The sequence below is a fragment of the Yersinia vastinensis genome (genome assembly GCF_044905075.1).
GTDB classification, from domain to species: domain Bacteria; phylum Pseudomonadota; class Gammaproteobacteria; order Enterobacterales; family Enterobacteriaceae; genus Yersinia; species Yersinia vastinensis.
This window is the reverse complement of the sequence record NZ_CP173260.1, coordinates 3,407,682-3,434,150: the sequence shown is the minus strand read 5'-3', so window position 1 is coordinate 3,434,150 and position 26,469 is coordinate 3,407,682. Positions and strand designations below refer to the sequence as shown.

The window sequence follows — 26,469 nt, the reverse complement described above, 5'->3', positions numbered from 1 at the left end:
GCGGGTAAAAGCGTGTAAATGAGAGAAAGCTTGATTAGGGCAGAATAAAACTGCGCGGGATGGCCTCGCGCAGTCGTAAATAATGGCAACGAATGCCGGTTAAATATGTCAATCAGTACAATAATGCATACAACTGACGACGATATTTAGCTGCCAGTGCATCGCCAGTGCCTAATGCAGCCAAAATATCCATTAATGTCTTACGGGCAGTACCATTGGCGGCAGTTAAGTCTTTCTTCAAGTGCCCCAATAGCAGTTCCAGCGCTTCTTCATTGCGACCAACCTGATGCAATTGCAGTGCTAATTGCACGGCCAGTTCAACGTTATCTGGTTGATCGGCCACTTGCTGCTGTAATTGCTGAATTTCTGGTGTGTCAGCGGCTTGTTTGAGTAGCTCGATTTGTGCAATCAGCCCCTGATAACGTGTATCACGGTCTTGCAGTGGGATTGTCGCCAGTACGCCTTCGGCATCTTCACTGCGATTTAGCAAAATTTGTGCTTCAGCCAATTGCAGCGCGATATCGCTGGTTTGTGGGTTGTGATTTTGCTGCATCAGTTGCCAGGCATCTTTGAGCAATGGCAGAGCGTCTTGCGCATTCCCCTCGCTCATCAAACGTGCCGCTTCTGCCGCTTTTAGCTCTTCTGGTTTTGGCAACACTCGTTGCAGCAATTCGCGAATCACTTCTTCTGGCTGTGGCCCCTGAAAACCATCAACCGGCTGACCATCTTTAAAGAGGTAAACTGCCGGAATGGAGCGTAAACCAAACTGTGATGCGACCATCTGTTGTGCATCGCAATCGACACGCGCCAGAATAAATTGACCAGCATATTCTGCTGCCAGCTTATCCAGTACCGGGGTCAGTTGCAGGCAGTGCTGACTGCGTTCAGACCAAAAATAGAACAGCACGGGCACAGCCATGGATTGTTCTAATGTCTGATGCAGATTCGCTTCGGTAATATCAATCGTTGTAGGTGCTAGCATGACTTATTTCTCTCATCCGTTTTAGCAGTAGATGGGGGCAGATTATGTAGCTTCAACCCTCACGGCGCTTATCAAGAATTACCACGCAGGACTTTATCTAACATGCGACCTGGCAATATACGGCGCAGTACTGTCAACGCATGGGCCACTAAGGTGACCGGATAACGTAACTGTGGACGCGGGCTTTCCAATGCGTGGCGTAATTTCGGTAATATAGCCTCTGGCGGTAGTGTAAAGCGTTTTGCAATGCCGGGATTGTTCACCGGTTTGTCGGCTTCGGCCTGGTTAACATTTTGCGTAAAATGGGTGCTTATCGGGCCAGGCTCAATCAGACTGACTTGAATTCCACTGCCGTGTAGTTCCATACGTAATGCATCTGACCAAGCCTCCAGAGCGTATTTACTGGCAGCATAGGCACCACGACCCGCAGTTGAAACCAACCCCATAACGGAACTGGTTTGAATAATGCGGCCTTCGCTGTGAGGCAGCATCGCGGGTAGCAGCAACTGTGTCAGTTGGTGAGTACCAAACAAGTTGGTTGAGAATTGTTTCTCCAACTGCTGGCGCGAGATGGTATGTAACGGTCCGTAGAGGCCAAAACCTCCGTTGTTGAACAAGGCATACAAGCGTCCACCAGTCAGCTCGATAACTTGTGCCGCAGCACGCTCGACACTGTCACTGTCATCCAAATCCAGTTCAATACCTTCCAGACCCATCTGCGTCATTTTTACCACGTCATCGGGTTTACGGCAGGCCGCGAGTACGCGATAACCGCGGTTTTTCAAATCTTTCGCCGCAACCAGGCCGATACCACTGGAACAACCGGTAATTAATACTGCTTTTTGCATAACTTTACCTAGTGAATGAATCTATTTGTTTAAACAAATGTTATACCTTTCATCTTTCAAATTGCCGGTGTGTTGGCTGTTCTCGCTCACCCGAATCACTTGACTTCGTAAGCTCATCGGGATTCTCTCCCTTGCCGCCTGCCTGCATTTTGAAATCTATTAGGTAGAGTATTCATACTAATGACTAACTAACGGTTTGAGTTGTTGCGCCATCCAATCAGCGATAAAAGGTTGCGCTTCTGCATTAGGATGTAAACCATCATCCTGCATCCACTCAGGCTTTACGGCAACGTGTTCCATAAAGAATGGGACAAGCGGGATGCCAAATTGTTGTGCCAATTGCGGATACATTGCGGTGAAGGCCTCAGTATAACGGCGGCCATAGTTAGGCGGAATGCGGATTTGCATCAATAATGGTTGGGCTTTCGCTTCCTTGACCAGATTGATAATTTGTGTGAGATCCCGTTGAATATCCTGCGTTGGAAAACCGCGTAGGCCGTCATTGGCACCCAATTCAATCAATACCCAGCGCGGCTGATGTTGCTTGAGCAGCGCGGGCAGGCGAGCTAAACCTTGTGCCGCCGTATCACCACTGATACTGGCGTTGATGACCTTTGGCAATGAGGGCGTGGCCTGCCATGTTTTATCCAGCCGTGAAGGCCATGCTTCGGCAATGGGCAAGCGGTAGCCGGCGCTTAAACTGTCGCCGAGAATCAAAAGTGTGTCGGTTGCGGCGGCACGCAAACTGAATAATCCCAACAGTAATAGGAAGGGAAGATGCCAGCGGAAAACGTTCTTGAAGTTCATCATCTTAATAAACACGTCGGTCAGGGTGAGCAACAGCTCTCCATCCTTACCGGAGTTGAGCTGGTTGTCAAACCCGCTCAGACAATTGCGCTTATTGGTGAGTCAGGTTCAGGCAAATCAACTTTGCTGGGAATTCTGGCCGGGTTGGATGATGGCAGTAGTGGTGAGGTGAGTCTGCTCGGCCAGTCCTTGACCGCAATGGATGAAGAAGGGCGGGCGCAGTTGCGCGCAAAAAACGTCGGTTTTGTGTTTCAGTCATTTATGTTGGTGCCAACACTCAATACATTGGAAAACGTTCAGCTTCCAGCGTTGTTGCGCGGCGAAAGTGAGCGCGAAAGTAAAGTGCACGCCATTGAACTGTTAAAACAGGTGGGGCTGGAGAAACGCCTGCACCACCTTCCTGCCCAACTTTCTGGCGGTGAACAGCAGCGTGTGGCGCTGGCGCGGGCTTTCAGTGGCCGACCCAAAATACTTTTTGCCGATGAACCCACCGGTAATCTTGATAGACACACCGGCGATCGCATTGCCGACTTGCTGTTTTCCCTTAATCGGGATTACGACACCACGCTTATTCTCGTCACCCATGATGTGCAACTGGCTGGCCGTTGTCAGCGTCGGCTGCGCTTACAGGACGGTAAATTGTGGGAGGAAGCATGATCTGGCGGTGGTTTTGGCGTGAGTGGCGCTCACCCTCACTGCTGATTGTCTGGCTGGCATTAACACTGGCGGTGGCTTGCGTATTGGCACTGGGCAGTATTAGTGATCGGATGGATCAAGGGCTGAGTCAGCAGAGCCGTGATTTTCTGGCAGGTGATAGAGTTCTGAGATCATCTCATCCCGTCCCCGAAAGTTGGTTGCAAGAAGCGCAAAAACAGGGGCTGGTTATCAGTCGTCAGCTTTCGTTTATGACCATGACCTTTGCCGGTGACCGGCCACAGCTGGCGGATGTGAAGGCCACTGACTTAGCCTATCCGCTGTATGGCGAGTTAGAAACCTTACCACCTCAAGTCAAACTTGAGCCGGGTACGGCACTGGTGGCCCCACGGTTGCTAGCCCTGTTGGGCGTTAAGGTAGGTGACACCCTTGAAGTGGGGGATACGTCCCTGAAAATCATTGGTGAAGTGATTCAGGAGCCAGATTCGGGGTTTAATCCATTCCAAACTGCCCCACGTATTTTGATCAATCTGAGCGATGTAGAAAAAACCGGAGCAATACAACCGGGGAGCCGTTTAAGTTATCGCTATATGTTTGCAGGCCCGCCAGATGCGGTTACGCAATTTAGTGATTGGCTCACACCGCAACTGACACCTGATCAGCGCTGGTATGGTTTACAAGAATCCGGTGGTGCGTTGGGGAAATCACTGCAACGTGCGCAACAGTTCTTGCTGTTATCGGCATTATTGACGTTGTTGTTGTCCATTGCTGCTGTTGCTGTGGCGATGGGGCACTATTGCCGCAGCCGCTACTCTCTGGTGGCGGTGCTGAAAACATTGGGGGCCGGGCGCAGTGCATTACGGCGGTTGATTATTGGTCAGTGGTTCTCTGTTCTGGTGTTGGCAGGCCTGTGTGGCAGTGTGATTGGGCTACTGTTTGAGAAAATATTAATCCGCTTATTGTCCCCGGTATTACCGGCAGCATTACCGGCGGCTGGTCTATGGCCATGGGTATGGTCAATGGGATCGCTGGTATTGATTTCGCTACTGGTGGGAATTCGCCCTTATCGGCAACTGCTGGCGACTCAACCTTTGCGAGTTTTGCGCCGCGATGTCTCTGCTAATGTTTGGCCGCTTCGTTACTTTATTCCAGCCATGATCGTAGTTGTGGTGGGGTTATTGGCCTTACTCATGGGCGGAAACACGCTGCTATGGGCGATTCTTGGCGGTATGGTGGTGTTGGCGTTGTTGTTGGGGGTGATTGGCTGGGGCGGTTTATTGCTACTCCGCCGCTTGACGGTCACTCGTCTGTCACTCCGGCTGGCTATCAACCGGTTATTGCGCCAACCTTGGATGACACTGACTCAACTGGCGGCATTCTCACTGTCGTTTATGTTATTGGCTTTATTATTGGTGCTGCGCGGCGATCTATTAGATCGTTGGCAACAACAGTTGCCACCCGATAGCCCGAATTATTTTCTGCTAAATATCACGCCGCAGCAGGTGCCACAAGTCACGGAGTTCCTTACACAGCATCAAATAACGCCGTCGACTTTCTATCCTATTGTCCGGGTGCGTTTAACGGAGATTAACCAACAACTGGCCACGGAGCGTGTACATGAAGACGACCCTGGCGGCGAGGCGGTTAACCGTGAGTTGAATCTGACTTGGCAGCAGGATTTACCTGCACACAATATTTTGACTGCGGGGCAGTGGCCACCGAAGGAAAATGAAGTCTCGATGGAGCAGGGGATTGCTGATCGACTAGGAATTAAAATCGGCGATAAACTGACATTCAGCGGCGATACTCAATCATTTGAGGCAACGGTGAGTAGTATTCGCCAAGTGGATTGGGAAAGTCTGCGTCCTAATTTTTACTTTATTTTCCCGCCGGGCGCACTGGATAACCAGCCGCAAACTTGGCTGACCAGCTTCCGCTATCAGGGGGATGGAGAGGTTCTGACGCAATTAAATCGCCAATTCCCAACACTCAGTTTGCTGGATATCGGCGCGATGCTGAAACAAGTCGGGCAGGTGCTGCAACAGGTCAGTCGTGCACTGGAAGTCATGGTGGTTTTGGTGATTATTTGTGGCACCTTGCTGCTGTTGGCTCAGGTGCAGGTCGGCATGCGCCAGCGCCGTCAGGAGCTGGTGGTCTATCGCACACTCGGAGCAAGTAAACGCTTACTGCGAGGTACATTGTGGTGGGAGTTTGCGCTATTGGGGTTGGTTGCGGGTCTTGCAGCGGCCATCGGCGCAGAAGCCGCACTCTGGGCATTACAGCGGTTAGTGTTTGATTTCCCGTGGCAACCTAATTGGGTGATGTGGTGGCTATTGCCACTGGCGGCCGCGCTCTTGCTGTCTCTTTGTGGCGGATGGCTAGGCGCGAGGTTATTACAGGGGCGGGCGTTGTTCCGCAATGACGAAATTTAGGAGCATCGCGGGCAGCCTCTGCCGCCCGCGATTTATTTATAACTTCGCCTGTGCCCAACGTAGAGCATTCTGATATTCAGTAGGCAGCAAAGGCGCTAATGCGGCCAGTGCGGTACTCAGTGCTGCGCCATCGGGATCATTTAAATTCAAATGACCCACTTTACGCCCGTCACGCACCTCTTTTTCATACCAATGCAGATGTACTAATGGCAGCGATAACCACTCGGTATTCACTGGCGTACCAATCAGATTGACCATGGCTGATGGGGTATTCACTACCGGCGTTGGCAACGGTAAATCTAAAATAGCGCGCAAATGCAGCTCAAACTGGTTGATAGAAGCCCCATTCTGAGTCCAGTGACCGCTGTTATGCACTCGTGGTGCCAGTTCATTGATCAGTAAACTGTCCCCGACAATAAAGCACTCCATCGCCATCACACCGACATAATTCAGCTCATCCATAATGGCTGACAGCATCTTTTCAGCTTGCTGCTGTAGACGGCTATTTGGCTGTGGCAAGGCTACGCTCATGCGTAGGATGCCATCCTCATGCAGGTTATGAGTGAGTGGGTAAAAGACAGATTTACCTTGATGGCTACGTGCGCCCACCAAAGAGACTTCGCCGGAAAAATTGATGCCTTGTTCAACAATACATTCGCCATAAGCATCAGCAGGCAAGGTGTTTTGCTCGCCAGCACGTATACGCCATTGACCACGTCCGTCATAGCCGCCGACTCGACGTTTCACGATGGCTAATTCACCTAGCGTGGCGAAGACTTGTGGCCACTCGCTGGCACTGGCCAATAATTGCCATGGCGCTGTCGCCAAATTCAGGCTGTCGAGTAACTGCTTTTGTGTCAGACGATCAGCCAGGCGCGGGAAAATATCGCGGTTAACAAAAGCGGTGTGTGTGGCGAGTTCGCGAGTCAGGGCGGTTTCTGGCCAGCGCTCAATCTCAGCGGTGATAACACTGTGCTGATAAGGTACGGCTTCCGGTTCAGCATCCAAACCTACCGGATAAACAGCAATACCCAGAGGCTCGCCAGCTTGACGCAGCATGCGCCCTAACTGACCGTTGCCTAATACGCAAACGGGTTTCATGCTTTCACCTGTGAATTCGGCATTGGTAGATCTGATTCCCGTGGGTCTGGGTTATCTAACACTTCGTCAGTTTGGCTTTTACGCCAATCGGCTAGACGCTCTGCTAACTTGTGGTCATGTAGCGCCAGTATTTGAGCTGCTAGTAAGGCCGCGTTCGCTGCCCCTGCTTTACCAATCGCCAGCGTTCCCACCGGAATACCGCGCGGCATTTGCACAATAGAATACAGGCTATCGACGCCACTTAGTGCGGCACTTTGTACTGGAACCCCTAAAACCGGCACCAATGTTTTTGCTGCCAGCATACCCGGCAGGTGAGCTGCACCTCCCGCGCCAGCAATAATGACATGTAAGCCATTGGCATCCGCTTGTTCGGCGAAACTGAACAGTTTGTCAGGGGTTCGGTGTGCAGAAACAACTTCGACATGAAACGGAACATTGAGCGTGGTGAGCACGTCGGCGGCGAACTGCATGGTGGCCCAGTCACTCTTGGACCCCATTACGATAGCGATTTTAACCCCGGCTGCATAAGCCGAATCGAGGTTGGCTCCCATGGGTGTAAAGCTCCTGTAATTGCGCAAGCGTCGGCCAGAACGACTTGATATAAATCGTGACTGGCGAAGAGGGCGTAGAGCATATCATGAGCCAAAGGCAAGGAAAACGGTTGCGTCGCGGCTTTTAGCGGGATTTACCGGTTTTTTTATCTATGGGGATGCTGTCGTGATTTATAACGATGTCTGATTAAAAGGGGAATTTAATCAACTCGACGCTCTCTTTAGTGACTTTTACCATCGACCCTTCAACATGCCAAGCTCCTAAAACGACTCGATGGGCTGTTGTTGTTGGCAATTCTACAGTATGAACTGCAGGGCGATGGGTATGTCCATGAATCATCCAACTGACATTATTACGCTGAAAAGTGTCCACCACAGCCTGTGGATTAACATCCATAATCAGTTGCGATTTACCGGTGTTATTTTGCTGACTTTGGCCGCGCATATAAACTGCTATTCGCAAGCGAAAGCGCAAAGGGAGCCACAGGAATAATTTTTGGATCAGTGGGTTGTGCACTCGGCGGCGAAAATGTTGATAGTCAGCATCATCAGTACACAGAGTATCTCCGTGTAAAATCACAATGCGGCGGTCATACAATTCGACCACTTTTTCTTCGGGCAGTAAGATCATGCCACTTTCAGCCGCAAAGCGTTTACCGAGCAAAAAATCGCGGTTGCCGTGAATAAAGTAGCAGGGTACACCCTGTTGCTGGAGGGATTTTAATGCAGCAGCGACTTGCCGATACAAAGGTTCGGGGTCATCGTCGCCAATCCAAGACTCAAATAAATCACCCAGAATATAGAGGGCATCAGCATGAATAGCTTCACGCTGTATAAAATGCAGGAAACCGGCAGTGATTGCCGGTTCCTGAACACTAAGATGCAAGTCTGCGATAAAAAGCGTGCTCATTAAGCCGTTATTACTCGCTAACAGTAACGCTTTTAATGATCACATCTTCTTTCGGCACATCTTGATGCATACCGCTGCGGCCAGTTGAAACGTTTTTGATTTTATCAACCACGTCCATGCCTTCAACAACTTCAGCGAATACACAGTATCCCCAGCCATCTGGGCGCTCTGAACGGAAGTTCAGGAAGTCGTTATCTGCAACGTTAATAAAGAACTGAGCAGTGGCAGAGTGCGGATCATTAGTACGTGCCATTGCCAAGGTGCCGCGGGTGTTTTTCAGACCGTTGTTGGCTTCGTTCTTGATAGGAGCATCAGTATTCTTCTGGTTCATGCCGGGCTCAAAACCACCGCCTTGAATCATGAAACCATCGATAACACGGTGGAAGATAGTGTTATCATAGAAACCTTTACGGCAGTAGTTCAGGAAGTTTTCAACGGTAACCGGCGCTTTATCGGCGAAGGTGTTGATGACGATATCGCCATGATTAGTATGAAACGTGACCATAATAATGTTCCTGCTAGTGTAATAAGTGTACTCACAAATGAGCCGTAACTCTTTAGACGGCTCTTATATCATATCTCTGAGATTGAGTCAGCACTCGAAACGCCGCCAAGATGTGCGAAAAAGTACTGTATCAGAGGCTGATTTGCCTCATAATCTAATGATATCCTATTAAACCATGCGTACCGCAAAAACAGAAACCACGGAATGTCCCGATGCTAAAGATTTTTAATACACTGAGTCGCCAAAAAGAGGAATTCAAGCCAATCCATGCCGGTAAAATTGGTATGTACGTGTGCGGGATCACCATTTATGACCTGTGTCACATCGGGCATGGGCGCACTTTTGTGGCTTTCGACGTTGTTGCGCGTTATTTGCGTTATTTAGGTTACTCTTTGACCTATGTTCGTAATGTCACGGATGTCGATGATAAGATCATTAAACGTGCGATTGAGAACAATGAAACCTGCGAGCAGCTCACGACGCGGATGTTGGCCGAAATGCACAAAGATTTCGATGCCCTGAATCTTGAGCGCCCAGATTTAGAACCACGAGCTACGCATCATATTCCCGAAATCATTGAGTTGACTGAGCGTTTGATCGCCCGTGATCACGCCTATGTGGCTTCAAATGGTGATGTTATGTTCGCTGTCGACAGTGATCCTGACTATGGCGTGTTGTCTCGTCAGGATCTGGACCAATTGCAGGCGGGAGCACGGGTTGAAGTTGCTGATGTTAAACGCAATCCGATGGATTTTGTTTTATGGAAGATGTCCAAACCCGGAGAACCTAGCTGGGAATCACCTTGGGGTCCGGGCCGCCCTGGTTGGCATATTGAGTGCTCTGCCATGAATGGCAAGCAGTTGGGGGCACATTTCGACATTCATGGGGGGGGCTCAGATTTGATGTTCCCACATCATGAAAATGAAATTGCGCAATCCACCTGTGCGCATGATGGCCCCTACGTTAATTACTGGATGCATTCCGGTATGGTGATGATCGATAAAGAGAAAATGTCGAAATCACTGAATAACTTTTTCACTATCCGTGATGTACTGGCTTATTACGATGCTGAGACTGTGCGCTATTTCCTGATGTCAGGGCACTATCGCAGCCAGCTTAATTACAGCGAAGAAAATCTCAAACAAGCGCGAGCTTCATTAGAGCGTCTCTATACTGCGTTACGTGGTACAGATGCAAGCGCAGCCCCAGCCGGTGGCGCTGAATTTGAAGCGCGTTTCCGCGCCGCTATGGATGATGATTTCAATACGCCAGAAGCCTACTCAGTGTTGTTTGATATCGCCCGCGAAGTGAACCGCCTGAAAACCGAAGATATCGCTGCGGCGAATGGTTTAGCAGCGGAACTGCGCAAACTGGCCCGTGTGCTGGGCTTGTTGGAACAGGATCCTGAACTGTTTTTACAAAGTGGTGCGAAGACTGACGACGATGAAGTGGCAAAAATTGAAGCTCTGATTAAGCAACGCAATGATGCTCGCAGCAGCAAAGATTGGGCATTGGCCGATTCTGCTCGTGATCAACTCAATGAGCTGGGCATCGTGCTGGAAGATGGTCCACAAGGAACGACTTGGCGTCGCAAATAGCCGGGCGAATTAGGCAATAAGATAAAAAAATTGCGGTTCTGGTGCTAACCAGTAACCGCATTTTTTTGCCCATACCGTGTGCTACCAGCAGGGGAGATTAAGCTCAGGCTTTAACCTGCACTTTCATACCTTCAAACTCAACAATCTGATCGGCCACGATTTTGCAGCGCTTGCGCGTTTCTACATTTCCGTCGACTTTTACCAGCCCATCAGCGACGGCGGCTTTTGCTGAGGCACCACTGTCGCTCCAACCTTGCAACTTGAGTAAGTCACACAGCTCGACATGCGGGTGTTTTTCCAAATGAAAAATGTCCATTACTGTCCTTTCTATCAATTTTCGTTGATGTCGTGATATTCCTCGCAGGCTTGCAAGGTATTTTGTATCAGCGTTGCAACGGTCATTGGCCCGACCCCACCGGGGACCGGTGTAATCCAACCCGCACGTTCAACAGCGACATCAAATTCTACATCACCGACTACTTTACCACTTTCCAGGCGGTTAATGCCCACATCAATCACGATAGCACCGGGTTTAATCCACTCACCGGGAATAAAACCAGGTTTGCCGACTGCCACGACCAATAAATCCGCATTTTCAACATGCTGACGCAGATTTTTGGTGAAACGGTGCGTTACGGTTGTGGTACACCCCGCTAGCAGTAGCTCTAGGCTCATCGGGCGACCAACAATATTAGATGCCCCAACAACGACCGCATTCAACCCATAAGTTGGGATCTCATAGCGTTCAAGTAAGGTAACGATACCGCGTGGGGTACAAGGGCGTAGTTTTGGTGCGCGCTGGCACAGGCGACCAACGTTATACGGATGGAAGCCGTCGACATCTTTATCTGGATGGATACGCTCCAAGACTTTGACATTATCAATACCGGCAGGCAGCGGTAGCTGTACTAAAATTCCATCAATTTCACTATCGTCATTCAGTGAATCAATCAAGGATAGCAGCTCGGCTTCAGTGGTGGTCATCGGCAGGTCATAAGAACGGGAAACAAAGCCGACCTCTTCACAGGCCTTACGCTTACTGGCGACATAAATTTGTGACGCCGGATTCTCGCCAACCAACACCACGGCAAGACCGGGAGCACGCTTACCCGCAGCTAGGCGTTTCTGTACTAACGCAGCAATTTCATTTCTTACCTGCTGCGCAATCGTTTTACCATCAATAATTTTTGCTGACATCAGTGGAGGGGTCCATCAATTAAAAAAGCGGGAATCAGTCTATTTTGTCAGAAGCGGGGCGTGCTGTCAGGCGTATAATAACGATTAATTAACGATTAAATAGCCAGATGATAAACCGTAAGGCGAAAACCCATTGACTCGAAAGCGACTGCCCGTATAATCCAACCCGCAACTGACAACCTGCAGTATTCTGTGCTGCGGTAAATATCAAATGCGCCCTTAGCTCAGTTGGATAGAGCAACGGCCTTCTAAGCCGTAGGTCACAGGTTCGAGCCCTGTAGGGCGTACCATTTTCAAGTCAATACACCTCTACTGAATTCGCCTTTTCTCCTTTATACTCCCTGAAATTACTGGATTTTTCTGTCACGAGTTCTATCGAAGTCAACTCAGTTATACCCAAATCAAGCGGTATCTGGGGGCCTTTGAGGGGGCTCATCTCGTTCAATGGAAATTAGAGGCCCCATATGCCACTAAATGCACGACAGATTGATACTGCAAAACCCAAAGAAAAAGAATACAAACTCACTGATGGCGGCGGCCTGTATCTGTTAGTAAAGCCTAATGGCGCGAAGTACTGGCGCTTTAAGTATCGTGTTTTGGGTAAAGAGAAAAAACTTTCTATCGGGGTTTATCCTGATATCTCTTTGGCAGATGCCCGGCTGAAACGCGAAGAAGCTCGCAAGATTGTTGCTTTGGGTGGCGATCCGAGCGAAGAGAAGAAAGCTGAAAAATTAGCTCAAAAGGCTAATGTAGAAAACACATTCAAAGCTATTGCCTTGGAATGGCATGAATACAAACGACCTAACTGGTCTAAAGGCTATGCCGAAGATCTGATGGAAGCTTTTGAAAACGATATCTTCCCCTATGTAGGAAATCGTCCAGTAGCCTAAATCAAGCCGTTAGAGATGCTTGAAGCGCTGCGCAAATTAGAAGCGCGTGGTGTCCTCGATAAAATGCGCAAAATCCGTCAAGCGTGCAATCAGACTTTTCGCTATGCGATCGTCACCGGCAGGGCGGAGAACAACCCCGTCAGTGAGCTGGCAGGTGCTTTATCCGTTCAGAAACATCAGCATTATCCCTACCTTTTAGCTGCTGAGCTTCCTGAATATCTCCAATCCCTTAGTGCCTACAGCGGTAGCTCTGTTACTCGAATAGCTACCCGTTTGCTCATGCTTACTGGCGTTCGAACAATTGAGCTACGTGCTGCTGAGTGGACTGAATTCAATTTAGATAAAGGTCTGTGGGAAGTTCCCATTATTCGAATGAAAATGCGTCGCCCCCATCTGGTTCCTCTATCTGAACAGGTTTTGGAGTTGTTATTGCAACTGCATGCTATAACCGGCCGCTTTAAATTAGTTTTTCCTGGTCGTAATGACAGTTTAAAGCCAATGAGTGAGGCCAGTATCAATCAGGTCATAAAGCGTATTGGCTACCATGGCAGAGCCACCGGCCACGGTTTTCGCCACACCATGAGCACTATCTTGCATGAGCAGGGTTTCAATATTGCGTGGATAGAAACACAACTGGCGCACGTCGATAAAAATAGTATTCGCGGTACTTATAATTACGCTCAATATCTGGATGGCCGCAGAGAAATGCTGCAATGGTATGCCGACTATATGGATAGTTTGGAACGTGGTGAGAATGTAATCCATGGCAGATTTGGGAAACGGGCATAATTCGTATCACAAATTCTGAAGATAGGTTAAAACGGGCCACTATGGCAGATGGCCCAGAAGACTGAGGCTAAGATACACTTTTATGAGCAGTTTAAAGGGTTAAATTCCTGAAAGCTCGTTAATCAAAGAGGGATGCCGATCAATCATTATCAATAGCTTAAGTGAGCTACCTGATGGAATCCTTCTATGTTGCTCCCACGCTTCAACTAATGAAGGACTCACACCAACAAGTTGTGCAAAGTCTTTTTGCCTGTACCCAATTTTCTTTCTGATTTCTTTTACATTAGGGATAGCAACCTCAGTGACTCTGCCTGCTTTTAATTCATCATGGCTAATCGCTACAGCCTGTTTCGCGGATGTCATTAAATCATTGAAAAAATCACTCATGCCGCACTCCCTTTCTGACCGATGGCAAATCTTACCTTGCGTACACCGCCGGTACCCATAATCAATGCACCCGAAGATGGGTTTAATAGCAAGACTTGCTGAAGCTCTCTGAACTCATCTTCGGTTAGTAATATCTCCCGTTGCTTAGAGAAGAACGGGGCTTCAATGAACTGCAAAAAATCCATTATGTAGCCATCCTTGACATCACCTTAACTTAGGTTGAGTTAATTTTAGTCTTACATGGTAAGGATTTCAATCTGTTTATTGACTAATGCATACTTTCGGGAAAGGCATCTCACGATGCCTTTTTGTATTTTGGGCGTTATGCCGCAGCTTCCAGAGGTTCGTTGAGATCTTGATGATAGATGCGGTGTAGCAGGTCTATTTGCTGTTGTAGGACAAAACTGAGTATTTCTTTCACTTCCTGCGATTCGAGTGTGATGAGGGCGTAAATGAGCGCACGGCAATGATCAATGAGGTCTTCCACTTCGCGGGGCGAGTTATCGTACATGGCGCACCTCCGACCGGAGAGTGGAGGCCAGTAATGCTGGCAGGTGAAGAAAAGCTGTAAGGCAAGGGGCTTTAGTCGTCGAATCCATGATGACAACCTCTCAGTTGATGGCTTTATCCCACCACCAAGAGCTGCTAATCCCTTTGGGTGGTGGACTGAACGGGGTTAGCAGACCGGTCAACAGAGAACCCGGCGCATCTTGCGATGCCCCCGTCCAGCCCACCATTGCTTTTTCACAGGTGTAACTGTACCCGCACATAGTAACCGCCTGCGCGGTTGTGCGCTCTGTTTTGTCTCGGGCTGCTAAACCCAGCAACGGATTTTGCCGCTGCGAGGGCACTATATCCAGCCATTCTCTACTGTTCAATTAACCAGTAGTAAATTAGGACAAACATTTTTGTAGATGCGAGAGGGGCCGTATTTGTTGGTGTAATGCAAAACTCGAAGATAATCAGACCATCCCTAATGAAGTTATTCAAATCATGGTAAATGATGGCGTCAATGGCCTGGCATCCGTCAATTCTATCAGCAGCCAGTTAGCTATCTGCGCCTGACTCATGGCAGGGTGGAGCCGTGATATCCGGTTAATCAGCTCCCTGATACTGATAAATTCCTGCTGCTTCGCCTTGAGCTTTTCCGCTGGGTTTATCATGAGATTACTCCTGTTATCTCTGGTTGGCCCTGCTTTGAATGGTACCGAACATAATGGTTCAAAGTGAATGTAGTAGGGGGGGGGTGTTGATTTCAGTTCGGTGTACAGTGATATTCAATCGGATGTATCGCTATAGGTTTTTTGAGATAATCATAAAGTTACTTTTGAGATAATCTACAAACAATAATCTGTTAACATTATGGCTATAAAGTGTTTTTTAATCTATTTTTAAGATAGTGACATTCATCTGTTTGAGATAATCTGACTTTATGCCTAAATTTAATCACTATGATTTAGCACTGTTAAACCCCAGTTTCGACTCGCCACTGGTTGATGCGTTGACCGAGCTTGAGTTACTGAGACACCTGCGCCTTGAAACTGATGTGCATCCTTTGTTATTTGCCCAGTTAAAAAGCATTTTTCATATGTTGGAAAGCTTGGGTTCAGCAAGAATCGAAGGTAACCATACAACGTTAGCCGATTACGTTGAAAGTAAAGTTGAAGGGGCAGAGGATTCCACGGATCAACTGAAAGAGATTGGCAACATTGAACATGCTATGAACTTTATTGATGAGCATCTGCATGCTGGTGAAGATATCACGGAGTATTTTGTCAGAGAACTGCATGCCATAACGGTAAATGGGCTTGAACGGGAAGGGGATAAAACGCCAGGAGCCTATCGTAGTCATGGAGTGAGTATTGCTCAATCAATTCATTTGCCGCCTGAATTCATCCATGTTCCGGCTTATATGCAGGAATTGGTCGGGTTTATGAATCGTGCAGACGCGCCAAAATATGATCTGATGAAAGTGGCTCTGACACATCACCGTTTTGGCTGGATTCATCCATTTGGTAATGGCAATGGCAGAACGGTGCGCCTGCTGACTTATTCTTTGCTGATAAAGTACGGTTTTAATGTGAAAACCAGTGGGCGGGTACTAAACCCAACGGCGGTTTTTTGTAATGATCGTGAACGCTATTACTCGATGCTGGCCGAAGCGGATACAGGGGCTGTTGAGGGGCTAGAGCAATGGTGCCTGTATGTTCTTACCGGTATATCGGCGGAGTTAAAGAAAGTCGATAAGCTCTCTAATCTTCACTTTTTAAACTCAAAAATTCTTTATCCAGCGCTCGAGTATTCCAAGGGGCGGGGGATAATCAATGAGACGGAATCTAAAATTCTTAAGCGAACCATTAGCCAGGGGACGGTAAAAGCCAATGATTTAAAAGAGGTTTTGCCCGGATTGAAATCGGCTCAAATTACCTATCAGATTGGTAAGTTAGTTGATCGTGGCCTTTTGCAACCCGTAGAGGCAGGATCACGAATTTATACCGCTGGTTTTTCGAAATCAGATCTGATGCGTGGTGTCATTCATGCTTTGCGAAAAGAGGGATTTATTCCAGATTTTTGAATTTGATGTAACTAAGAAATTAGTTTGTCAGGCGAATATCAATTGATGCGCAGACCTTAACTACAGGTGATGAAATATGGCTAATAAGTACGGTGAAGTTGCTGTTGCTACAGTTTTAGCACGCCAAAGTAATCGATCAGATATCCGTGATGAGTGGTGCAAACAGGCGGTGTATGTGTTTGAGGGGCGATCCGCATCCCAGAAAAAAGGGTGCCCAAGAAGTGCCTTTCTTGCCCTTTGTGAAGCTGGGTTTATTAAAGGTATTAATAAAGGAGATTATGGTGCTCCGAAGGAAAGCAAGAATGGTTGTTATGCAAAAGCAGCCGCTGGGGCGCTGTTGGTGGATTCATCACTTAGTAAGAAAGAACTATGGGAAATTGGCCGCGCGAGTGTTGATAATCCCGCAACTAATGAGAATAGCCAAATTGAGATTGTTATTGCGCTATATCAGCATGAGCCACGGTTGTTAAAACTGCCTTAACTTTCTTTAATACATGGGGGAAATGATTGCGTTTGAATGATGCTGTTGATGGTTAAACACAGTTTAAAGATAACAATATCACCTTCCAATCTAAGCGTTTTTTAGACTCAATTTGGTGACCCAAAATAATTTTGGGGTATATGGAAAATTGAACGAAAAAAATAACAAATTTTAACAGTTGATTAGGATTTTAATTTGGCTCCTGTAGGTGACTCAGGGCGTGAAGCGGATTTGTATAACAGTGTTGAGGGGCTAAACGGAACTATACATCAGCCAGTGATAGCTGTTGTAGGCTGTTCGATGTGAACAGCCCAGCATTGTCGGGCCTGCGTCCACTAGAGGCAAACTTCCCTAGCGCTGCGGTGGCGTATCAAGCGGTTGAGCGCAGGTTTCTTGCCGGCATTCGAGGTGATTGCCAGCGGTTGTCGGCGATGATAAACCACTTCTAAAACTAGGTTTTTCCTATCGCTTTGACATGCATGTTGGCGACGTATTGATCTTCTGCCCAGAAGATACGCTCGGCAACCATGGCTTCTGGGTTGAGGGTGACGCCGCATAGCACTCGTTCCTTGAACTTGTGATAACCGGCTCGATCGATCAGATGGCCCATGTGGAGGTAAATGGGTTTACCACCCAACATCTCGGCTTCAAATTCGAACAGGTTCTTGATCACCGCATGCAGCACATCTTCGGTTACCCAATTGAGAAACTGCTTGCCGGTACGAGGAGTCTTCTTGCTGGTACGGCCTCCCAACTTGACCATGTAGAGCTGTTGGGGATCTCGCTGCCAGGCGAGCGTCGGGCAGGCCAGCACGCACTCGCCACACCCGATGCACTTGCTCTTCTCTTTCACCGCCTTTCCATGTTTGATGGTGAGGCAATCTACCGCGTGGTGACTGCATGCCTTGATACAGGCACCACAGCCAATGCAGCGCTCGGCCTTGAAGTGGATTTTGGCGATACCGAAGATGCCAAAGTCGGCCATGTTAGCCTTGGCACAGTCATTAGGGCAGCCAGCGATCACCATCTTGAGGTGATAGGGATTGGGATAGAGGTGCTTTTCCATCCGCTGGGCCAGACCGGTACAGTCGATATTGCCCTTCTGACAGATAGTGTTGCCCTGACAGGCAACGATGTTGCGCCCGCCGATGCTCTGGTAACCCACTTTGGTATCAGCTATCTCGATGCTACAGGTCTCCACCTCGATTTCTTTAATGAACGGCTCCAGGGCGGCGTTGACCTTGTCCATGTCACGGTACTTGATGCCGGGCATAGCCAGTTTCTGTCGGGTAGTGAGGTGTATCAGACCATTGCCGTACTGTTCGGCGATCTGCTGGGCGACTGCCAGTAGATGGGCGGGCATAATTCCACCGGGAATGCGGACGCTGATCATCGCCTCACCGCGCACTTTGGAGAGGCGGTATTCGTTATTAGCGCGTGCCTTGATGATGTCAATATCGAGACTCATAATGTTCTCCCTCAATCGATCAGATGCTGGGCTTGGTCAAAACGAAAGACCGGGCCATCCATGCAGATATAGGTGTCACCCATCCTGCAGTGACCACACTTGCCAACTGCGCAAGCCATACGCCGCTCGTAGTCGACCCAAATGCGATCCTTGGAGATGCCGAGTTTGAGGAAGGCGAGTACCACGAAGCGGATCATTATGGGGGGGCCGACCACGATCACTTGGATATCCTCCTTGTCGGCTAAATCCAACTGATCAATGTAATCGGTCACCCGACCGATGCGAAATTGCTCGCTTTCCTTGCCCTCATCTAGCGTGACGATGAGGTTCTGCTGCTCGGCCCATAGAGGCATTTCGTGGCGATAGAGCACTGCCTGCTCGTTTTTGAAACCGAGGATGATGTCGAGGGATTTCACCTCCTCTGGGTGTTTGCTAAAACGACGTAGCAAACCCTTGACAGGGGCGACACCTGTGCCGCCAGCTACGACAATAAGATGCTGATTGCTATAGCTCTCCAGTGGATAGCCGTTGCCATGAACGCCGCGCATCCACACCTTTTCACCCACATCAAGAGTGAATAGAGCATCGGTTACTTTGCCAACTTTACGGATCAATAGATCCACGTAGCCATCTCCATAGTCTGAGACGGAGATGGGGGCCTCGCCGACGGCGGGTAGAGAGACCTCAACAAACTGACCATAGTGGACATCAAAGTCACGGGAAACACGAAAGTTCCACTCCAGTTCAGTGTGACGTTCGATGTCTTGGATGGTGTAGGGTTTGGGGAGCAGACGGTTCTTCGACTCTGTCTGTTCCATTGTTGTGGTTTGCTGGCAGTCGGACATATCAGTTCCCCCCCTGTGCTTGGTCAGCCTCTATGGTCTGTTCGACCACATCAGTCATCTTATTGATGATGTTGGTAAAGGAGATGTAGTGAGGGCAACGATCGTCACAGCGGCCGCAGCCAACGCACATGTGTTCCTCCCCCTGACGGGCTTTATAGTCATTAACCTTGTGCAGAGCTCGGTAACGCAACCGCTCGCCATGCTTGACTCGAAAACCGTGGCCACCAGCCATGTCGCTGAAACCATCCACCATGCAGCTTGACCACTGGCGGCGTCGCTCGCCCTGCTGTGAGTTCTCGGCATAGGTTAGGTCGTGTACGCTATAGCAGCTACAGGTAGGACAGGAAGTTGTGCAGCGACCGCAACCGATACAGCGGCTGTCATATTCAGCCCAGATAGGATGGCCTGTAAGGATTTGACGAATACGTTTGGGATCATCACAGACACTATCTGGAGTACGTACCTTGACAGGATTGCTCTGGACAAATTCTGGCGTGAAAGCGTCAGGTTTTCCCAGCTCGGCAAAATAGGGCAACAGATCTGGGTCTTTTATCTCGATGCGTGCGTTATGGTCGCTCATGCGAATGGCGGCAGCGTAGTCATGGGTTTTATTGCTGCCCATGGAAACGCAAAAGCAGTTCTCGAAGCTCTCGCGGCACTCCAGCAACACCAGCTTGAGCTTACTGCGTAGCCTCGCGTAGTAGACATCCTGATTTTGGCCGTTCTTAAGGTAAATTTGATCCAGTCGGCGCAGGGCGTGAATATCGCAGCTACGCAGGAACAGCAGGGTGGGCTTGGCATCGACTTTCGATTCCCGTAGTTCCAAATTGTCGAAGTGAAACAGGGTCTGAGTGATGGGAAGTACCACCTCCTTGGGGGAGAAGTGGGACTTTTCCTGCCACACCAGTTCCGCGGGTTGACGGATATTGCGGTAGGTGACGTTGTCAGTGTCGGAGAAGCGGCCACCCTGATATTCGGCCACTGGCGCCATAATCCTGTAATCAAGTCGCAATCGCTTGAACAACTGCTCCAACGCAGGATTGGTGAGAAGAAATGACATAAATAAACACCTTGTTTGAGGGTTACATGCCTTGGCACTGAAATGGTTTAGGAGGGGAAGAATAAGTCACTAAATATAAGTGAGCGACTCTGTCACTAACTGGAAAAAATAAAAATTATGCTCATTATAAATGACCATTTTTTCCTCCTTAAGCGTGTTTTTACTACTGTAAAATCATTCTATGGAGATTATTTTATTTAGAATATCTATTAATAATGAATGTATCGTTTGATATTTCTAAACGATACGGTGCTGCTGTGGAGGTTGATGTAGCCACGCCATTCCTAGCCAAAATGCAACACAGTGATTCACCTGTGTGTGTTATTTCTTCAGTATCTACCAAGCGGTTACCAACAAAGATATGTGCAGAATTCGCCGTAGCCTCTTGTCGCCGATGACACGGCGTAGTCCCCTGTTTTTCCTTTTATAGGGCACAGGGTGGTCAATAATATCGAGCTGCTTGAGCCTCACTTGATATGGGAGGGCTATTTTGCAATAGCCCAAATTTACATCTTATCTTCATCTTCACTCTATTTTAATGGGCTAAATAGAATGTCCTCAATGAGTTAGCTCATACAGGGAGACCGATGCTATCTAGCGATGAGTGCGAACACGCCCCAGCCAAAGTATTCCCTTGTGTAGGTGACGTGGCGTTTCGGCGATATCGTTAACTCCGCTCTGACCTCTTCGGCAAAGTCATCGTTAGGATTTTCCTCCAGCCAGCGGTGCATGGTCAGCCACTTAGCTCCTTCATATCTGTCCCAGCCCTCTTGATCCGCCAGCACCATTTCCACCACGTCATAACCGAGTGTGTCGAAAGAGGTGACCAGCTCGGAAAGGGTAAGAAAATCGGCCAGAGATGTGACGCCACTCTCACACTCTCTTGCCATTTCATCCGTCGTGGGCAACTGACGCCAATACGGCTCCCCAATGAGCAGCATTCCGCCAGGCTTAAGGCTTTTTGCTAGCAGCTCAATGGTCCCGGCGACGCCTCCAGCAATCCAAGTGGCACCGACGCAGGCTGCTATGTCGCATTTCTCTTTTGCAACATAACCCGTTGCGTCGTTATGGATAAAAGTCACCCGATCGCTGACGCCGAGTTCTTCAGCGCGCAGTTTAGCTTGCTCACTGAACAGTTGGCTCATGTCGATGCCGACACCGGTAATGCCATAATCGCGAGCCCAAGTGCAGAGCATTTCGCCCGAGCCGCTGCCGAGATCGAGGATTTGCGTGCCCGATTTCATGCGTAATACGCGCCCAAGGGTGTCATACTTTTCTGGTGTGAACGGGTTATGGATGCGGTGCTCACTTTCGCTAATCGTAAAAATACGTGGAATATCCAATGCTTAATTCCTTTTATAGGGTCGAGTGTTAAGGGGAGTTCCCTTACAAATTTTGGTGACTGCTTTTTCAGACAGCAGCAACACTGAGTAGATGTTTTTGTTATCAAACACATCAGCCACCAGAGTGGCTGCTGTGTTGAATCCAAATGCGCGAGTTTTAACCTCGTGAATGTCATCGGTGTCGCATTCTGCGGCGATGTGAACGTTGCAGTAATGTGATGTCATAAAGCGCTCCTTAGCGATTGTCCAACTGGGCACGAACATTGTTCAGCCCGGTGGTGTTGATGCGGTAAGGTTGACCATTGACGGATTTAATCAGTTTTTTGGTTTTGAGTTTTTTAAAAACGGCAAGTGTACAATTGGTGAGCAACAGTCCTTCGCGGCTGTAGCATTCAACGGATGTGACGCGGCCTGATGTGTCGCGAACGTACACAATACGTCCACCTTTGGCGAGAACGTGTAAGGTACGTTGTTCCTGACGGGATAAATTCATACTGGAAAACCTGTTTAATCATCATGTGCAAAACGTGCAAACACACAGCGGTGTCCGCATTCGATTTCGGCGCATTGATAATCAGCCCGGCCTGAAAAGGTCGGTAAACTGATTATCGGATGATTACATTCTCCAGCATCAAAGCCTCGGATTGAGTTGAAAGGTATTTACGAGGTGAATAATAACACGTGGTTTTAGAAGATGTATGTGGGCGCCGGAAAAGTGTGATCTGCTTCGATAAACTTGATGTGACAAATTGCAGTAGTTAACCAGAAATAAATGTTCAGGAAGCGCAAAAAGAGAAATGCGATATCAGTTTCTGTTGGTATGCTAGTGTAATGGAGCTATACGCCATAGATGCAATATAGATTTTTCCAGAGACATATCATCTCGTTACCACTCCTTTCTACTCACCTAATTGGCTATTTTTGTTACTCGGGTAGTCAGTGCCATCGCTGCACTGGCCACGGTAAATACTGCGATTATCCAACCCATGTGCCATCACTTAATGGCCCCCAAATCAATTGAGCAATGCAAAAGCCGATTAAAAATCCGGTGATGGTCAGTTCCACATTGCCTTGCAAATCTTCCGCCATGGTAGGCATAGCCGGTAAATAAATATCGGTAGATAAAGAGGTGAAAGCCATTAATGCACTGAGAATAATAACAAAAGAAAGGCCGGTCGTTTTTCGGGAAATGGTCTGCATGTGCGCCTGAGTGTCAATCATAATTATCGATTTGGAGATAAGGAGATAGACATAGGTTAACGCTTTCAGGCGGGGAAATAATTACATGTAAAAGGATAGAAGTTATGAATGGTACTCATAAATGCTGTTGGCATTAGAGTCATTCCCATACATTTGCAATGATCGCTTTTAGCTAATATCAGAAACTGAAGCGCGTGCAATCAGACGGCCGGTGATTGTATGGCCTTCCGTGCTAAATACGGGATGCCCGTCAATCAATGCGCGAATACGTTGCATACAGTTTTCTAAAAGCTGTTCCACCGGGTAAGCGATGCACGTCAGTGGTGGGTAGAGCAAGGATGCCAGTGGTGAATCCTCAAGGCTAACCAAAGAGACCTCTTGCGGAACTGCGATATTAAATTCACGCAACAAACGCATAGCTTCAGCCGCGTAGCAATCGCGCTTGGCAATAATGACCGAGTACTTGGTGAAACTGTTTATGAGGGTGAGCAACGCCTGCTCAACATTGCGATTAGCCGTGACCAATAATTGTCGGTTAAAGGGGAGCGAGTAGTTTTGCAAGACACTGCGATAGCCTTCGAGCATCTGTTTGCTGGCTTCATCCTGTTCGCTATCGACCAAGAGAGCAATATTACGATGCCCTTTCCCCAAGACATAGCGGCACGCACTTTCAGTGGCAAACGCATAATTATAGCCCTGACTGACGTTGCCTTTTACTGAAAACTCATCAAAAGCAATGACATTGTTGGCAATAGCTGTGCTATTTCTCCCCAAAGTCACGACAGCAACACATTGGTGCTGTAAATCTTCAACAGCGCGTTGCTGTTCAATTTCATCGTTTACATATTGAATCAATAATGACTTATTGAGGGATTTTATGGCTTGAGATAGCTGAGGTAACAGAGAGGCGCTTAACCCGGCTTCAGTTGCCGGTAACACCATTCCAACGTAACTGGATGTTTGGCTTGCCAAATTTTGGGCGGCAAAGCTTGGACGGTAGTTTAACTCTTCTACCGCCCGTAATACGGCCTCACGGCTTTCATCACGAACGCCGCGTGTGCCAGTAAGAACACGTGACACGGTGGCTCGGGAAACGTTGGCTAACTTTGAAACATCATCAATTGTAGGCATGGTGTCTTCTGTATAACGATTTTCCCCTTATAGTAACACAAATGCGAAGTGGAATTAGCCCACTTGCGAAAGCGTATATTCTCAATATTACGTCAATGTTGGTAACCACGCAGCCCCCCGTACACCACTAGAATCGCCATATTTGGCTTTCAGAATGGCGGTGCGGCAATGTGTTGAGAAAATATATTTTTCAATAACTTTCGGTAGATCCTGATAAATTTGCTCAACATTTGATAATCCACCGCCAATGACTATCGCGTGGGGATCAAGAATGTTGATTACACTTGCGAGGCTGCGAGCAAAAGCATCAATAAAATGCTGATAATGCGCAACCGCGTGTGCCTCCTGCTTTTGCACGAAATCCATAATGGCTTCTGTGGTGAATAATGTTCCATGAGTTTCATTAAATCGTCTGGCAAAACCGGTCCCAGAGATAAAACTCTCAATGCAATTCTCTTGGCCACAATAGCAATATTGCGCCGGGCCATCGTTCATTTGGTTCATGGCGGGTAAGGGGTTATGTCCCCACTCACCGGCAATTGCGTTAGGGCCGCGGAGTAAATTCCCATTAACCACAACACCGCCACCGCAGCCAGTTCCAACAATGACGCCAAACACGCAAGCATACCCCGCACCTGCACCATCGACCGCTTCCGAGAGTGCAAAGCAATCGGCATCATTTGCCAAAAATACCGGTTGTTTGAGTTGATGGATAAGATCGCCTTTGAGATCCTCACCATTGAGTACCAGACAATTACAATTTTTGATAAGCCCACTTTGTGGATCAATGGCCCCCGGTAAGCCGATACCGAGAGTAAATTCTTCTTCTGCCCTGTGTCTGACACTTTCAATCATCGAGAGCAGGTTACTGAGAAAACCTTGATAACTCTCTTTATGTGTTGGGCGGCGTTCACTGTAGTGCAGGTTGCCATGCTGATCGAGCAGCACGGCCTCCATTTTAGTGCCACCGATATCCAGGCCGAGATGTAACATATTGTCCTCACAAAAAAGTCAGAGAGGCGATAGCGCCTCTCTTAAAAGACACAGAAACTTACTGGCGGGTGCGGTAAATCTCAATCAATTCGGTCACGAGTTCTTTGGCGAGAATCGAGGTCATTAAATGGTCTTGCGCATGCACCATGACCAGTGTCATTTTGGTTTTTCCCTCCCCCTCATCGGCTTCAATCAACTGGGTCTGAACCAAATGAGCTTCACGAGCATAATGTTGAGCCTGCTTCATTTTTTCATCAGCATCGGCAAAATCACCTTGTTTCGCACTACTGAGGGCTTCGTAACACAAGCTACGCGATTGACCGGCATTAATAATGATGCCCATAACCTGTTCTTCTAATTCCATGACAACCTCTGATATTTAAGACAAAAAATTATGCAGTTTCTGATTGTGCGTTCGCACCTTGCAGTTCAGTATTTTCATATTCCTGTTCAAGTAATTGTTTTTCATATGCTTTCAGGAACGGGAAGTACATTATGGCGGAGCTTACCATGCACAGCAGGCACAAAATGACCGGGCTAAATGTCCAGTTAGCCGCCCACGAGGCACCTATTGGCGCTGGGGTTGTCCATGGCGTCATCGACACCACACGGGACACTAAATCTAAATCGAGGGCAAAATACGCAAAAGTGGCATTTACCATCGGTACTAATACAAAGGGGATGAAAAACAATGGGTTCATAATGATCGGTGCGCCGAACAAAATAGGCTCATTAATATTGAAAAGGCCGGGAACCACACCCATACGACCAATGGTGCGCAAATGTACGGCTTTGCTACGCATCAGTAAAAATGCCAGTGGCAGAGTGGAACCTACGCCACCAATGAGCAAGTAGTGATCCCAGAAACCCTGAACATAGATGTGCGGAATGGCAGCACCAGCCGCCATCGCCGCCTGATTGACTGACAGGTTTGCCATCCAGAATGGGTTCATGATGCCTGTAACGATTAATGCCCCGTGGATCCCCGCAAACCAAAGCACTTGGCAAACTAAGACAGAAAGTAAAATGGCTGGCAGTGTGTCAGAAGCCGCCACTAGCGGTTTGACCAGCGACATAATGGCTTCAGGAATAATCATGCCAAGTTGCGTTTCGATAAACAGATTCAGAGGATGTAAAGTGAGCACGACGGCCAGTACTGGGATCAAAATTTCGAAAGAACGCGCGACCCCTGTAGGAACTTCTGGTGGTAAGCGTATCGTAATATTGTGACGTTTCAGGAAGGCGTATAGCTCTGTGGTGTAGATAGCCACCAGAATGGCCGTGAAAATGCCTTGCCCAGAGAAATAAGCTGTCGATATTTGCCCTTCTTTTAAAGGGGCAGCTACGAGCAAGAATCCCATCAGCGATAGCATTCCAGACGTTAGCGGGTCAAGGCCATGATGCCGAGCCAAGCTTGCCGCAATCCCAACAGAAATAAATATCGTCATGATGCCCATGCTGAAATTAAATGGCAGCATAAGACTTTCTCGATTTTCTAACGAAAATTGGAGCCAAGCCCGGGCGAAGCCCCACTGGGTATCCGGCGAAAAAGGAGGGAAAATAAAGACCAACATGAATGAACCGACAATCATAAAGGGCAGGGCGGTAATAAAGCCATCACGAATAGACGTGACATATTTTTGCTGTCCAACGACACCGGCCATTGGCGTGATTTTTTCTTCTATCACGCTGATTAATTTAGAGTACAGAGTGCTCATACCT

The 26,469-nt window shown here is 48.3% G+C and carries 29 protein-coding genes, 1 tRNA gene and 2 pseudogenes; 7 read left to right on the top strand and 25 right to left on the bottom strand.

Annotation, left to right across the window (positions count from 1 at the left end; translation table 11 throughout):
• Positions 1-112: 112 nt before the first annotated feature.
• The 3 genes from ACIOG0_RS16030 to tesA all read right to left on the bottom strand — a co-directional run bounded on the left by ACIOG0_RS16030 (position 113) and on the right by tesA (position 2,637).
• Positions 113-982 carry a co-chaperone YbbN gene (locus ACIOG0_RS16030; RefSeq protein ID WP_128451494.1) on the bottom strand — a complete coding sequence of 290 codons (870 nt, stop codon included), beginning with the start codon at positions 980-982 and terminating at the stop codon, positions 113-115.
• A gap of 71 nt (positions 983-1,053) precedes the next feature.
• The gene (locus tag ACIOG0_RS16025) at positions 1,054-1,830 is read right to left on the bottom strand and encodes an SDR family oxidoreductase (RefSeq protein ID WP_050099055.1); all 777 of its coding nucleotides are present in this window, start codon (positions 1,828-1,830) and stop codon (positions 1,054-1,056) included.
• Between the two features lie 177 nt (positions 1,831-2,007).
• Positions 2,008-2,637, bottom strand: a complete 630-nt coding sequence (tesA, locus tag ACIOG0_RS16020) for a multifunctional acyl-CoA thioesterase I/protease I/lysophospholipase L1 (protein ID WP_050099246.1) — start codon at positions 2,635-2,637, stop codon at positions 2,008-2,010.
• On the opposite strand from tesA, the gene ybbA reads away from it, so the two are divergent.
• On the top strand, positions 2,608-3,294 hold the full coding sequence (ybbA, locus tag ACIOG0_RS16015) for a putative ABC transporter ATP-binding protein YbbA (protein ID WP_050099054.1): 687 nt from the start codon (positions 2,608-2,610) through the stop codon (positions 3,292-3,294). The genes tesA and ybbA overlap by 30 nt on opposite strands.
• A complete protein-coding gene (ybbP, locus tag ACIOG0_RS16010; protein ID WP_145582050.1) occupies positions 3,291-5,723 on the top strand; it encodes a putative ABC transporter permease subunit YbbP in 2,433 nt (810 codons plus the stop codon). The genes ybbA and ybbP overlap by 4 nt, the downstream gene beginning before the upstream one ends.
• A 36-nt stretch (positions 5,724-5,759) precedes the next feature.
• Here the strand turns inward: ybbP and purK are convergent, their stop codons facing one another.
• The 4 genes from purK to ppiB all read right to left on the bottom strand — a co-directional run bounded on the left by purK (position 5,760) and on the right by ppiB (position 8,790).
• Complete coding sequence (gene purK, locus ACIOG0_RS16005; RefSeq protein WP_128451496.1) at positions 5,760-6,824, bottom strand: 5-(carboxyamino)imidazole ribonucleotide synthase; 1,065 nt, start codon at positions 6,822-6,824, stop codon at positions 5,760-5,762.
• Positions 6,821-7,375 (bottom strand): 5-(carboxyamino)imidazole ribonucleotide mutase, encoded by a 555-nt coding sequence (gene purE / locus ACIOG0_RS16000; protein ID WP_050099051.1) that lies wholly within the window; start codon positions 7,373-7,375, stop codon positions 6,821-6,823. The genes purK and purE overlap by 4 nt, the downstream gene beginning before the upstream one ends.
• A 187-nt stretch (positions 7,376-7,562) precedes the next feature.
• On the bottom strand, positions 7,563-8,285 hold the full coding sequence (locus ACIOG0_RS15995) for a UDP-2,3-diacylglucosamine diphosphatase (protein WP_050099049.1): 723 nt from the start codon (positions 8,283-8,285) through the stop codon (positions 7,563-7,565).
• A gap of 10 nt (positions 8,286-8,295) precedes the next feature.
• Entirely contained in the window at positions 8,296-8,790 is a 495-nt protein-coding gene (gene ppiB, locus ACIOG0_RS15990) for a peptidylprolyl isomerase B (protein ID WP_050099046.1), read from the bottom strand.
• Positions 8,791-9,002: 212 nt separating this feature from the next.
• Between ppiB and cysS the strand changes: the two genes are divergently transcribed.
• The gene (cysS, locus tag ACIOG0_RS15985) at positions 9,003-10,388 is read left to right on the top strand and encodes a cysteine--tRNA ligase (RefSeq protein WP_050139876.1); all 1,386 of its coding nucleotides are present in this window, start codon (positions 9,003-9,005) and stop codon (positions 10,386-10,388) included.
• A gap of 103 nt (positions 10,389-10,491) precedes the next feature.
• Here cysS and ybcJ read toward each other — a convergent pair whose 3' ends face one another.
• Both ybcJ and folD read right to left on the bottom strand, forming a co-directional pair.
• The gene (ybcJ, locus tag ACIOG0_RS15980; RefSeq protein WP_050139875.1) at positions 10,492-10,704 is read right to left on the bottom strand and encodes a ribosome-associated protein YbcJ; all 213 of its coding nucleotides are present in this window, start codon (positions 10,702-10,704) and stop codon (positions 10,492-10,494) included.
• Between the two features lie 14 nt (positions 10,705-10,718).
• Positions 10,719-11,585 carry a bifunctional methylenetetrahydrofolate dehydrogenase/methenyltetrahydrofolate cyclohydrolase FolD gene (folD, locus tag ACIOG0_RS15975; protein ID WP_128451497.1) on the bottom strand — a complete coding sequence of 289 codons (867 nt, stop codon included), beginning with the start codon at positions 11,583-11,585 and terminating at the stop codon, positions 10,719-10,721.
• A 213-nt stretch (positions 11,586-11,798) separates the two neighbouring features.
• Between folD and ACIOG0_RS15970 the strand changes: the two genes are divergently transcribed.
• Positions 11,799-11,875 (top strand) — tRNA-Arg (locus ACIOG0_RS15970).
• Positions 11,876-12,049: 174 nt separating this feature from the next.
• Positions 12,050-13,264, top strand: a pseudogene (locus ACIOG0_RS15965) (tyrosine-type recombinase/integrase).
• A 99-nt stretch (positions 13,265-13,363) separates the two neighbouring features.
• Here the strand turns inward: ACIOG0_RS15965 and nadS are convergent.
• The 5 genes from nadS to ACIOG0_RS15940 form a co-directional block, all read right to left on the bottom strand.
• Positions 13,364-13,651, bottom strand: a complete 288-nt coding sequence (gene nadS, locus ACIOG0_RS15960) for a NadS family protein (RefSeq protein ID WP_050099037.1) — start codon at positions 13,649-13,651, stop codon at positions 13,364-13,366.
• Positions 13,648-13,836, bottom strand: a complete 189-nt coding sequence (locus ACIOG0_RS15955; protein ID WP_186367183.1) for a hypothetical protein — start codon at positions 13,834-13,836, stop codon at positions 13,648-13,650. The genes nadS and ACIOG0_RS15955 overlap by 4 nt, the downstream gene beginning before the upstream one ends.
• Positions 13,837-13,973: 137 nt before the next feature.
• Entirely contained in the window at positions 13,974-14,162 is a 189-nt protein-coding gene (locus ACIOG0_RS15950; RefSeq protein ID WP_164908372.1) for a hypothetical protein, read from the bottom strand.
• Positions 14,163-14,262: 100 nt separating this feature from the next.
• Entirely contained in the window at positions 14,263-14,421 is a 159-nt protein-coding gene (locus ACIOG0_RS15945) for a hypothetical protein (RefSeq protein WP_164908368.1), read from the bottom strand.
• A gap of 216 nt (positions 14,422-14,637) precedes the next feature.
• The gene (locus tag ACIOG0_RS15940; RefSeq protein WP_164908373.1) at positions 14,638-14,814 is read right to left on the bottom strand and encodes a hypothetical protein; all 177 of its coding nucleotides are present in this window, start codon (positions 14,812-14,814) and stop codon (positions 14,638-14,640) included.
• Positions 14,815-15,083: 269 nt separating this feature from the next.
• On the opposite strand from ACIOG0_RS15940, the gene ACIOG0_RS15935 reads away from it, so the two are divergent.
• Together ACIOG0_RS15935 and ACIOG0_RS15930 are read left to right on the top strand one after the other, a co-directional pair.
• Entirely contained in the window at positions 15,084-16,226 is a 1,143-nt protein-coding gene (locus ACIOG0_RS15935; protein ID WP_050099031.1) for a Fic family protein, read from the top strand.
• Positions 16,227-16,302: 76 nt separating this feature from the next.
• Positions 16,303-16,707 (top strand): DUF6979 family protein, encoded by a 405-nt coding sequence (locus ACIOG0_RS15930; protein WP_050099029.1) that lies wholly within the window; start codon positions 16,303-16,305, stop codon positions 16,705-16,707.
• A gap of 451 nt (positions 16,708-17,158) precedes the next feature.
• On the opposite strand, the gene asrC is transcribed toward ACIOG0_RS15930, so the two are convergent.
• The 11 genes and pseudogenes from asrC to ACIOG0_RS15875 form a co-directional block, all read right to left on the bottom strand.
• On the bottom strand, positions 17,159-18,175 hold the full coding sequence (gene asrC / locus ACIOG0_RS15925) for a sulfite reductase subunit C (RefSeq protein WP_050099027.1): 1,017 nt from the start codon (positions 18,173-18,175) through the stop codon (positions 17,159-17,161).
• Between the two features lie 11 nt (positions 18,176-18,186).
• Positions 18,187-19,020: an anaerobic sulfite reductase subunit AsrB gene (gene asrB, locus ACIOG0_RS15920; protein ID WP_050099025.1), complete on the bottom strand. Its 834-nt coding sequence runs from the start codon at positions 19,018-19,020 to the stop codon at positions 18,187-18,189.
• 1 nt (position 19,021) lies between these two features.
• Positions 19,022-20,080, bottom strand: a complete 1,059-nt coding sequence (gene asrA / locus ACIOG0_RS15915) for an anaerobic sulfite reductase subunit AsrA (RefSeq protein WP_128451499.1) — start codon at positions 20,078-20,080, stop codon at positions 19,022-19,024.
• Between the two features lie 590 nt (positions 20,081-20,670).
• Positions 20,671-21,423 carry a cyclopropane-fatty-acyl-phospholipid synthase family protein gene (locus tag ACIOG0_RS15910; RefSeq protein ID WP_050099022.1) on the bottom strand — a complete coding sequence of 251 codons (753 nt, stop codon included), beginning with the start codon at positions 21,421-21,423 and terminating at the stop codon, positions 20,671-20,673.
• 3 nt (positions 21,424-21,426) lie between these two features.
• Positions 21,427-21,648 carry a hypothetical protein gene (locus tag ACIOG0_RS15905; RefSeq protein WP_050099020.1) on the bottom strand — a complete coding sequence of 74 codons (222 nt, stop codon included), beginning with the start codon at positions 21,646-21,648 and terminating at the stop codon, positions 21,427-21,429.
• A gap of 10 nt (positions 21,649-21,658) precedes the next feature.
• Entirely contained in the window at positions 21,659-21,916 is a 258-nt protein-coding gene (locus ACIOG0_RS15900) for a YjhX family toxin (protein ID WP_050099017.1), read from the bottom strand.
• Between the two features lie 500 nt (positions 21,917-22,416).
• Positions 22,417-22,644: pseudogene (locus ACIOG0_RS15895) on the bottom strand (Bcr/CflA family drug resistance efflux transporter); the annotation flags it as partial.
• Between the two features lie 147 nt (positions 22,645-22,791).
• On the bottom strand, positions 22,792-23,754 hold the full coding sequence (locus ACIOG0_RS15890) for a LacI family DNA-binding transcriptional regulator (RefSeq protein ID WP_050099014.1): 963 nt from the start codon (positions 23,752-23,754) through the stop codon (positions 22,792-22,794).
• 87 nt (positions 23,755-23,841) lie between these two features.
• Complete coding sequence (locus ACIOG0_RS15885) at positions 23,842-24,747, bottom strand: ROK family protein (RefSeq protein ID WP_050099012.1); 906 nt, start codon at positions 24,745-24,747, stop codon at positions 23,842-23,844.
• A 58-nt stretch (positions 24,748-24,805) separates the two neighbouring features.
• Positions 24,806-25,111, bottom strand: a complete 306-nt coding sequence (chbA, locus tag ACIOG0_RS15880) for a PTS N,N'-diacetylchitobiose transporter subunit IIA (RefSeq protein ID WP_050099010.1) — start codon at positions 25,109-25,111, stop codon at positions 24,806-24,808.
• 28 nt (positions 25,112-25,139) lie between these two features.
• A complete protein-coding gene (locus ACIOG0_RS15875) occupies positions 25,140-26,465 on the bottom strand; it encodes a PTS sugar transporter subunit IIC (protein WP_128451500.1) in 1,326 nt (441 codons plus the stop codon).
• Positions 26,466-26,469 lie beyond the last annotated feature (4 nt).

Excerpts from the sequence above, each read along its gene's own strand:
- ACIOG0_RS15955 (WP_186367183.1), bottom strand. The coding sequence starts at position 13,836 with ATGGATTTTTTGCAGTTCATTGAAGCCCCGTTCTTCTCTAAGCAACGG.
- ACIOG0_RS16025 (WP_050099055.1), bottom strand. The coding sequence starts at position 1,830 with ATGCAAAAAGCAGTATTAATTACCGGTTGTTCCAGTGGTATCGGCCTG.
- asrB (WP_050099025.1), bottom strand. The coding sequence starts at position 19,020 with ATGTCCGACTGCCAGCAAACCACAACAATGGAACAGACAGAGTCGAAG.
- ACIOG0_RS15940 (WP_164908373.1), bottom strand. The coding sequence starts at position 14,814 with ATGATAAACCCAGCGGAAAAGCTCAAGGCGAAGCAGCAGGAATTTATC.
- ppiB (WP_050099046.1), bottom strand. The coding sequence starts at position 8,790 with ATGGTCACGTTTCATACTAATCATGGCGATATCGTCATCAACACCTTC.
- ybbA (WP_050099054.1), top strand. The coding sequence starts at position 2,608 with ATGCCAGCGGAAAACGTTCTTGAAGTTCATCATCTTAATAAACACGTC.
- chbA (WP_050099010.1), bottom strand. The coding sequence starts at position 25,111 with ATGGAATTAGAAGAACAGGTTATGGGCATCATTATTAATGCCGGTCAA.
- folD (WP_128451497.1), bottom strand. The coding sequence starts at position 11,585 with ATGTCAGCAAAAATTATTGATGGTAAAACGATTGCGCAGCAGGTAAGA.
- ACIOG0_RS15945 (WP_164908368.1), bottom strand. The coding sequence starts at position 14,421 with ATGTGCGGGTACAGTTACACCTGTGAAAAAGCAATGGTGGGCTGGACG.
- nadS (WP_050099037.1), bottom strand. The coding sequence starts at position 13,651 with ATGAGTGATTTTTTCAATGATTTAATGACATCCGCGAAACAGGCTGTA.
- purK (WP_128451496.1), bottom strand. The coding sequence starts at position 6,824 with ATGAAACCCGTTTGCGTATTAGGCAACGGTCAGTTAGGGCGCATGCTG.
- ACIOG0_RS15950 (WP_164908372.1), bottom strand. The coding sequence starts at position 14,162 with ATGTACGATAACTCGCCCCGCGAAGTGGAAGACCTCATTGATCATTGC.
- asrC (WP_050099027.1), bottom strand. The coding sequence starts at position 18,175 with ATGAGTCTCGATATTGACATCATCAAGGCACGCGCTAATAACGAATAC.
- ACIOG0_RS15890 (WP_050099014.1), bottom strand. The coding sequence starts at position 23,754 with ATGCCTACAATTGATGATGTTTCAAAGTTAGCCAACGTTTCCCGAGCC.
- ACIOG0_RS15875 (WP_128451500.1), bottom strand. The coding sequence starts at position 26,465 with ATGAGCACTCTGTACTCTAAATTAATCAGCGTGATAGAAGAAAAAATC.
- ybcJ (WP_050139875.1), bottom strand. The coding sequence starts at position 10,704 with ATGGACATTTTTCATTTGGAAAAACACCCGCATGTCGAGCTGTGTGAC.
- tesA (WP_050099246.1), bottom strand. The coding sequence starts at position 2,637 with ATGAACTTCAAGAACGTTTTCCGCTGGCATCTTCCCTTCCTATTACTG.
- cysS (WP_050139876.1), top strand. The coding sequence starts at position 9,003 with ATGCTAAAGATTTTTAATACACTGAGTCGCCAAAAAGAGGAATTCAAG.
- ACIOG0_RS15935 (WP_050099031.1), top strand. The coding sequence starts at position 15,084 with ATGCCTAAATTTAATCACTATGATTTAGCACTGTTAAACCCCAGTTTC.
- ACIOG0_RS15995 (WP_050099049.1), bottom strand. The coding sequence starts at position 8,285 with ATGAGCACGCTTTTTATCGCAGACTTGCATCTTAGTGTTCAGGAACCG.
- purE (WP_050099051.1), bottom strand. The coding sequence starts at position 7,375 with ATGGGAGCCAACCTCGATTCGGCTTATGCAGCCGGGGTTAAAATCGCT.
- asrA (WP_128451499.1), bottom strand. The coding sequence starts at position 20,080 with ATGTCATTTCTTCTCACCAATCCTGCGTTGGAGCAGTTGTTCAAGCGA.
- ACIOG0_RS15905 (WP_050099020.1), bottom strand. The coding sequence starts at position 21,648 with ATGACATCACATTACTGCAACGTTCACATCGCCGCAGAATGCGACACC.
- ybbP (WP_145582050.1), top strand. The coding sequence starts at position 3,291 with ATGATCTGGCGGTGGTTTTGGCGTGAGTGGCGCTCACCCTCACTGCTG.
- ACIOG0_RS15900 (WP_050099017.1), bottom strand. The coding sequence starts at position 21,916 with ATGAATTTATCCCGTCAGGAACAACGTACCTTACACGTTCTCGCCAAA.
- ACIOG0_RS15930 (WP_050099029.1), top strand. The coding sequence starts at position 16,303 with ATGGCTAATAAGTACGGTGAAGTTGCTGTTGCTACAGTTTTAGCACGC.
- ACIOG0_RS15885 (WP_050099012.1), bottom strand. The coding sequence starts at position 24,747 with ATGTTACATCTCGGCCTGGATATCGGTGGCACTAAAATGGAGGCCGTG.
- ACIOG0_RS16030 (WP_128451494.1), bottom strand. The coding sequence starts at position 982 with ATGCTAGCACCTACAACGATTGATATTACCGAAGCGAATCTGCATCAG.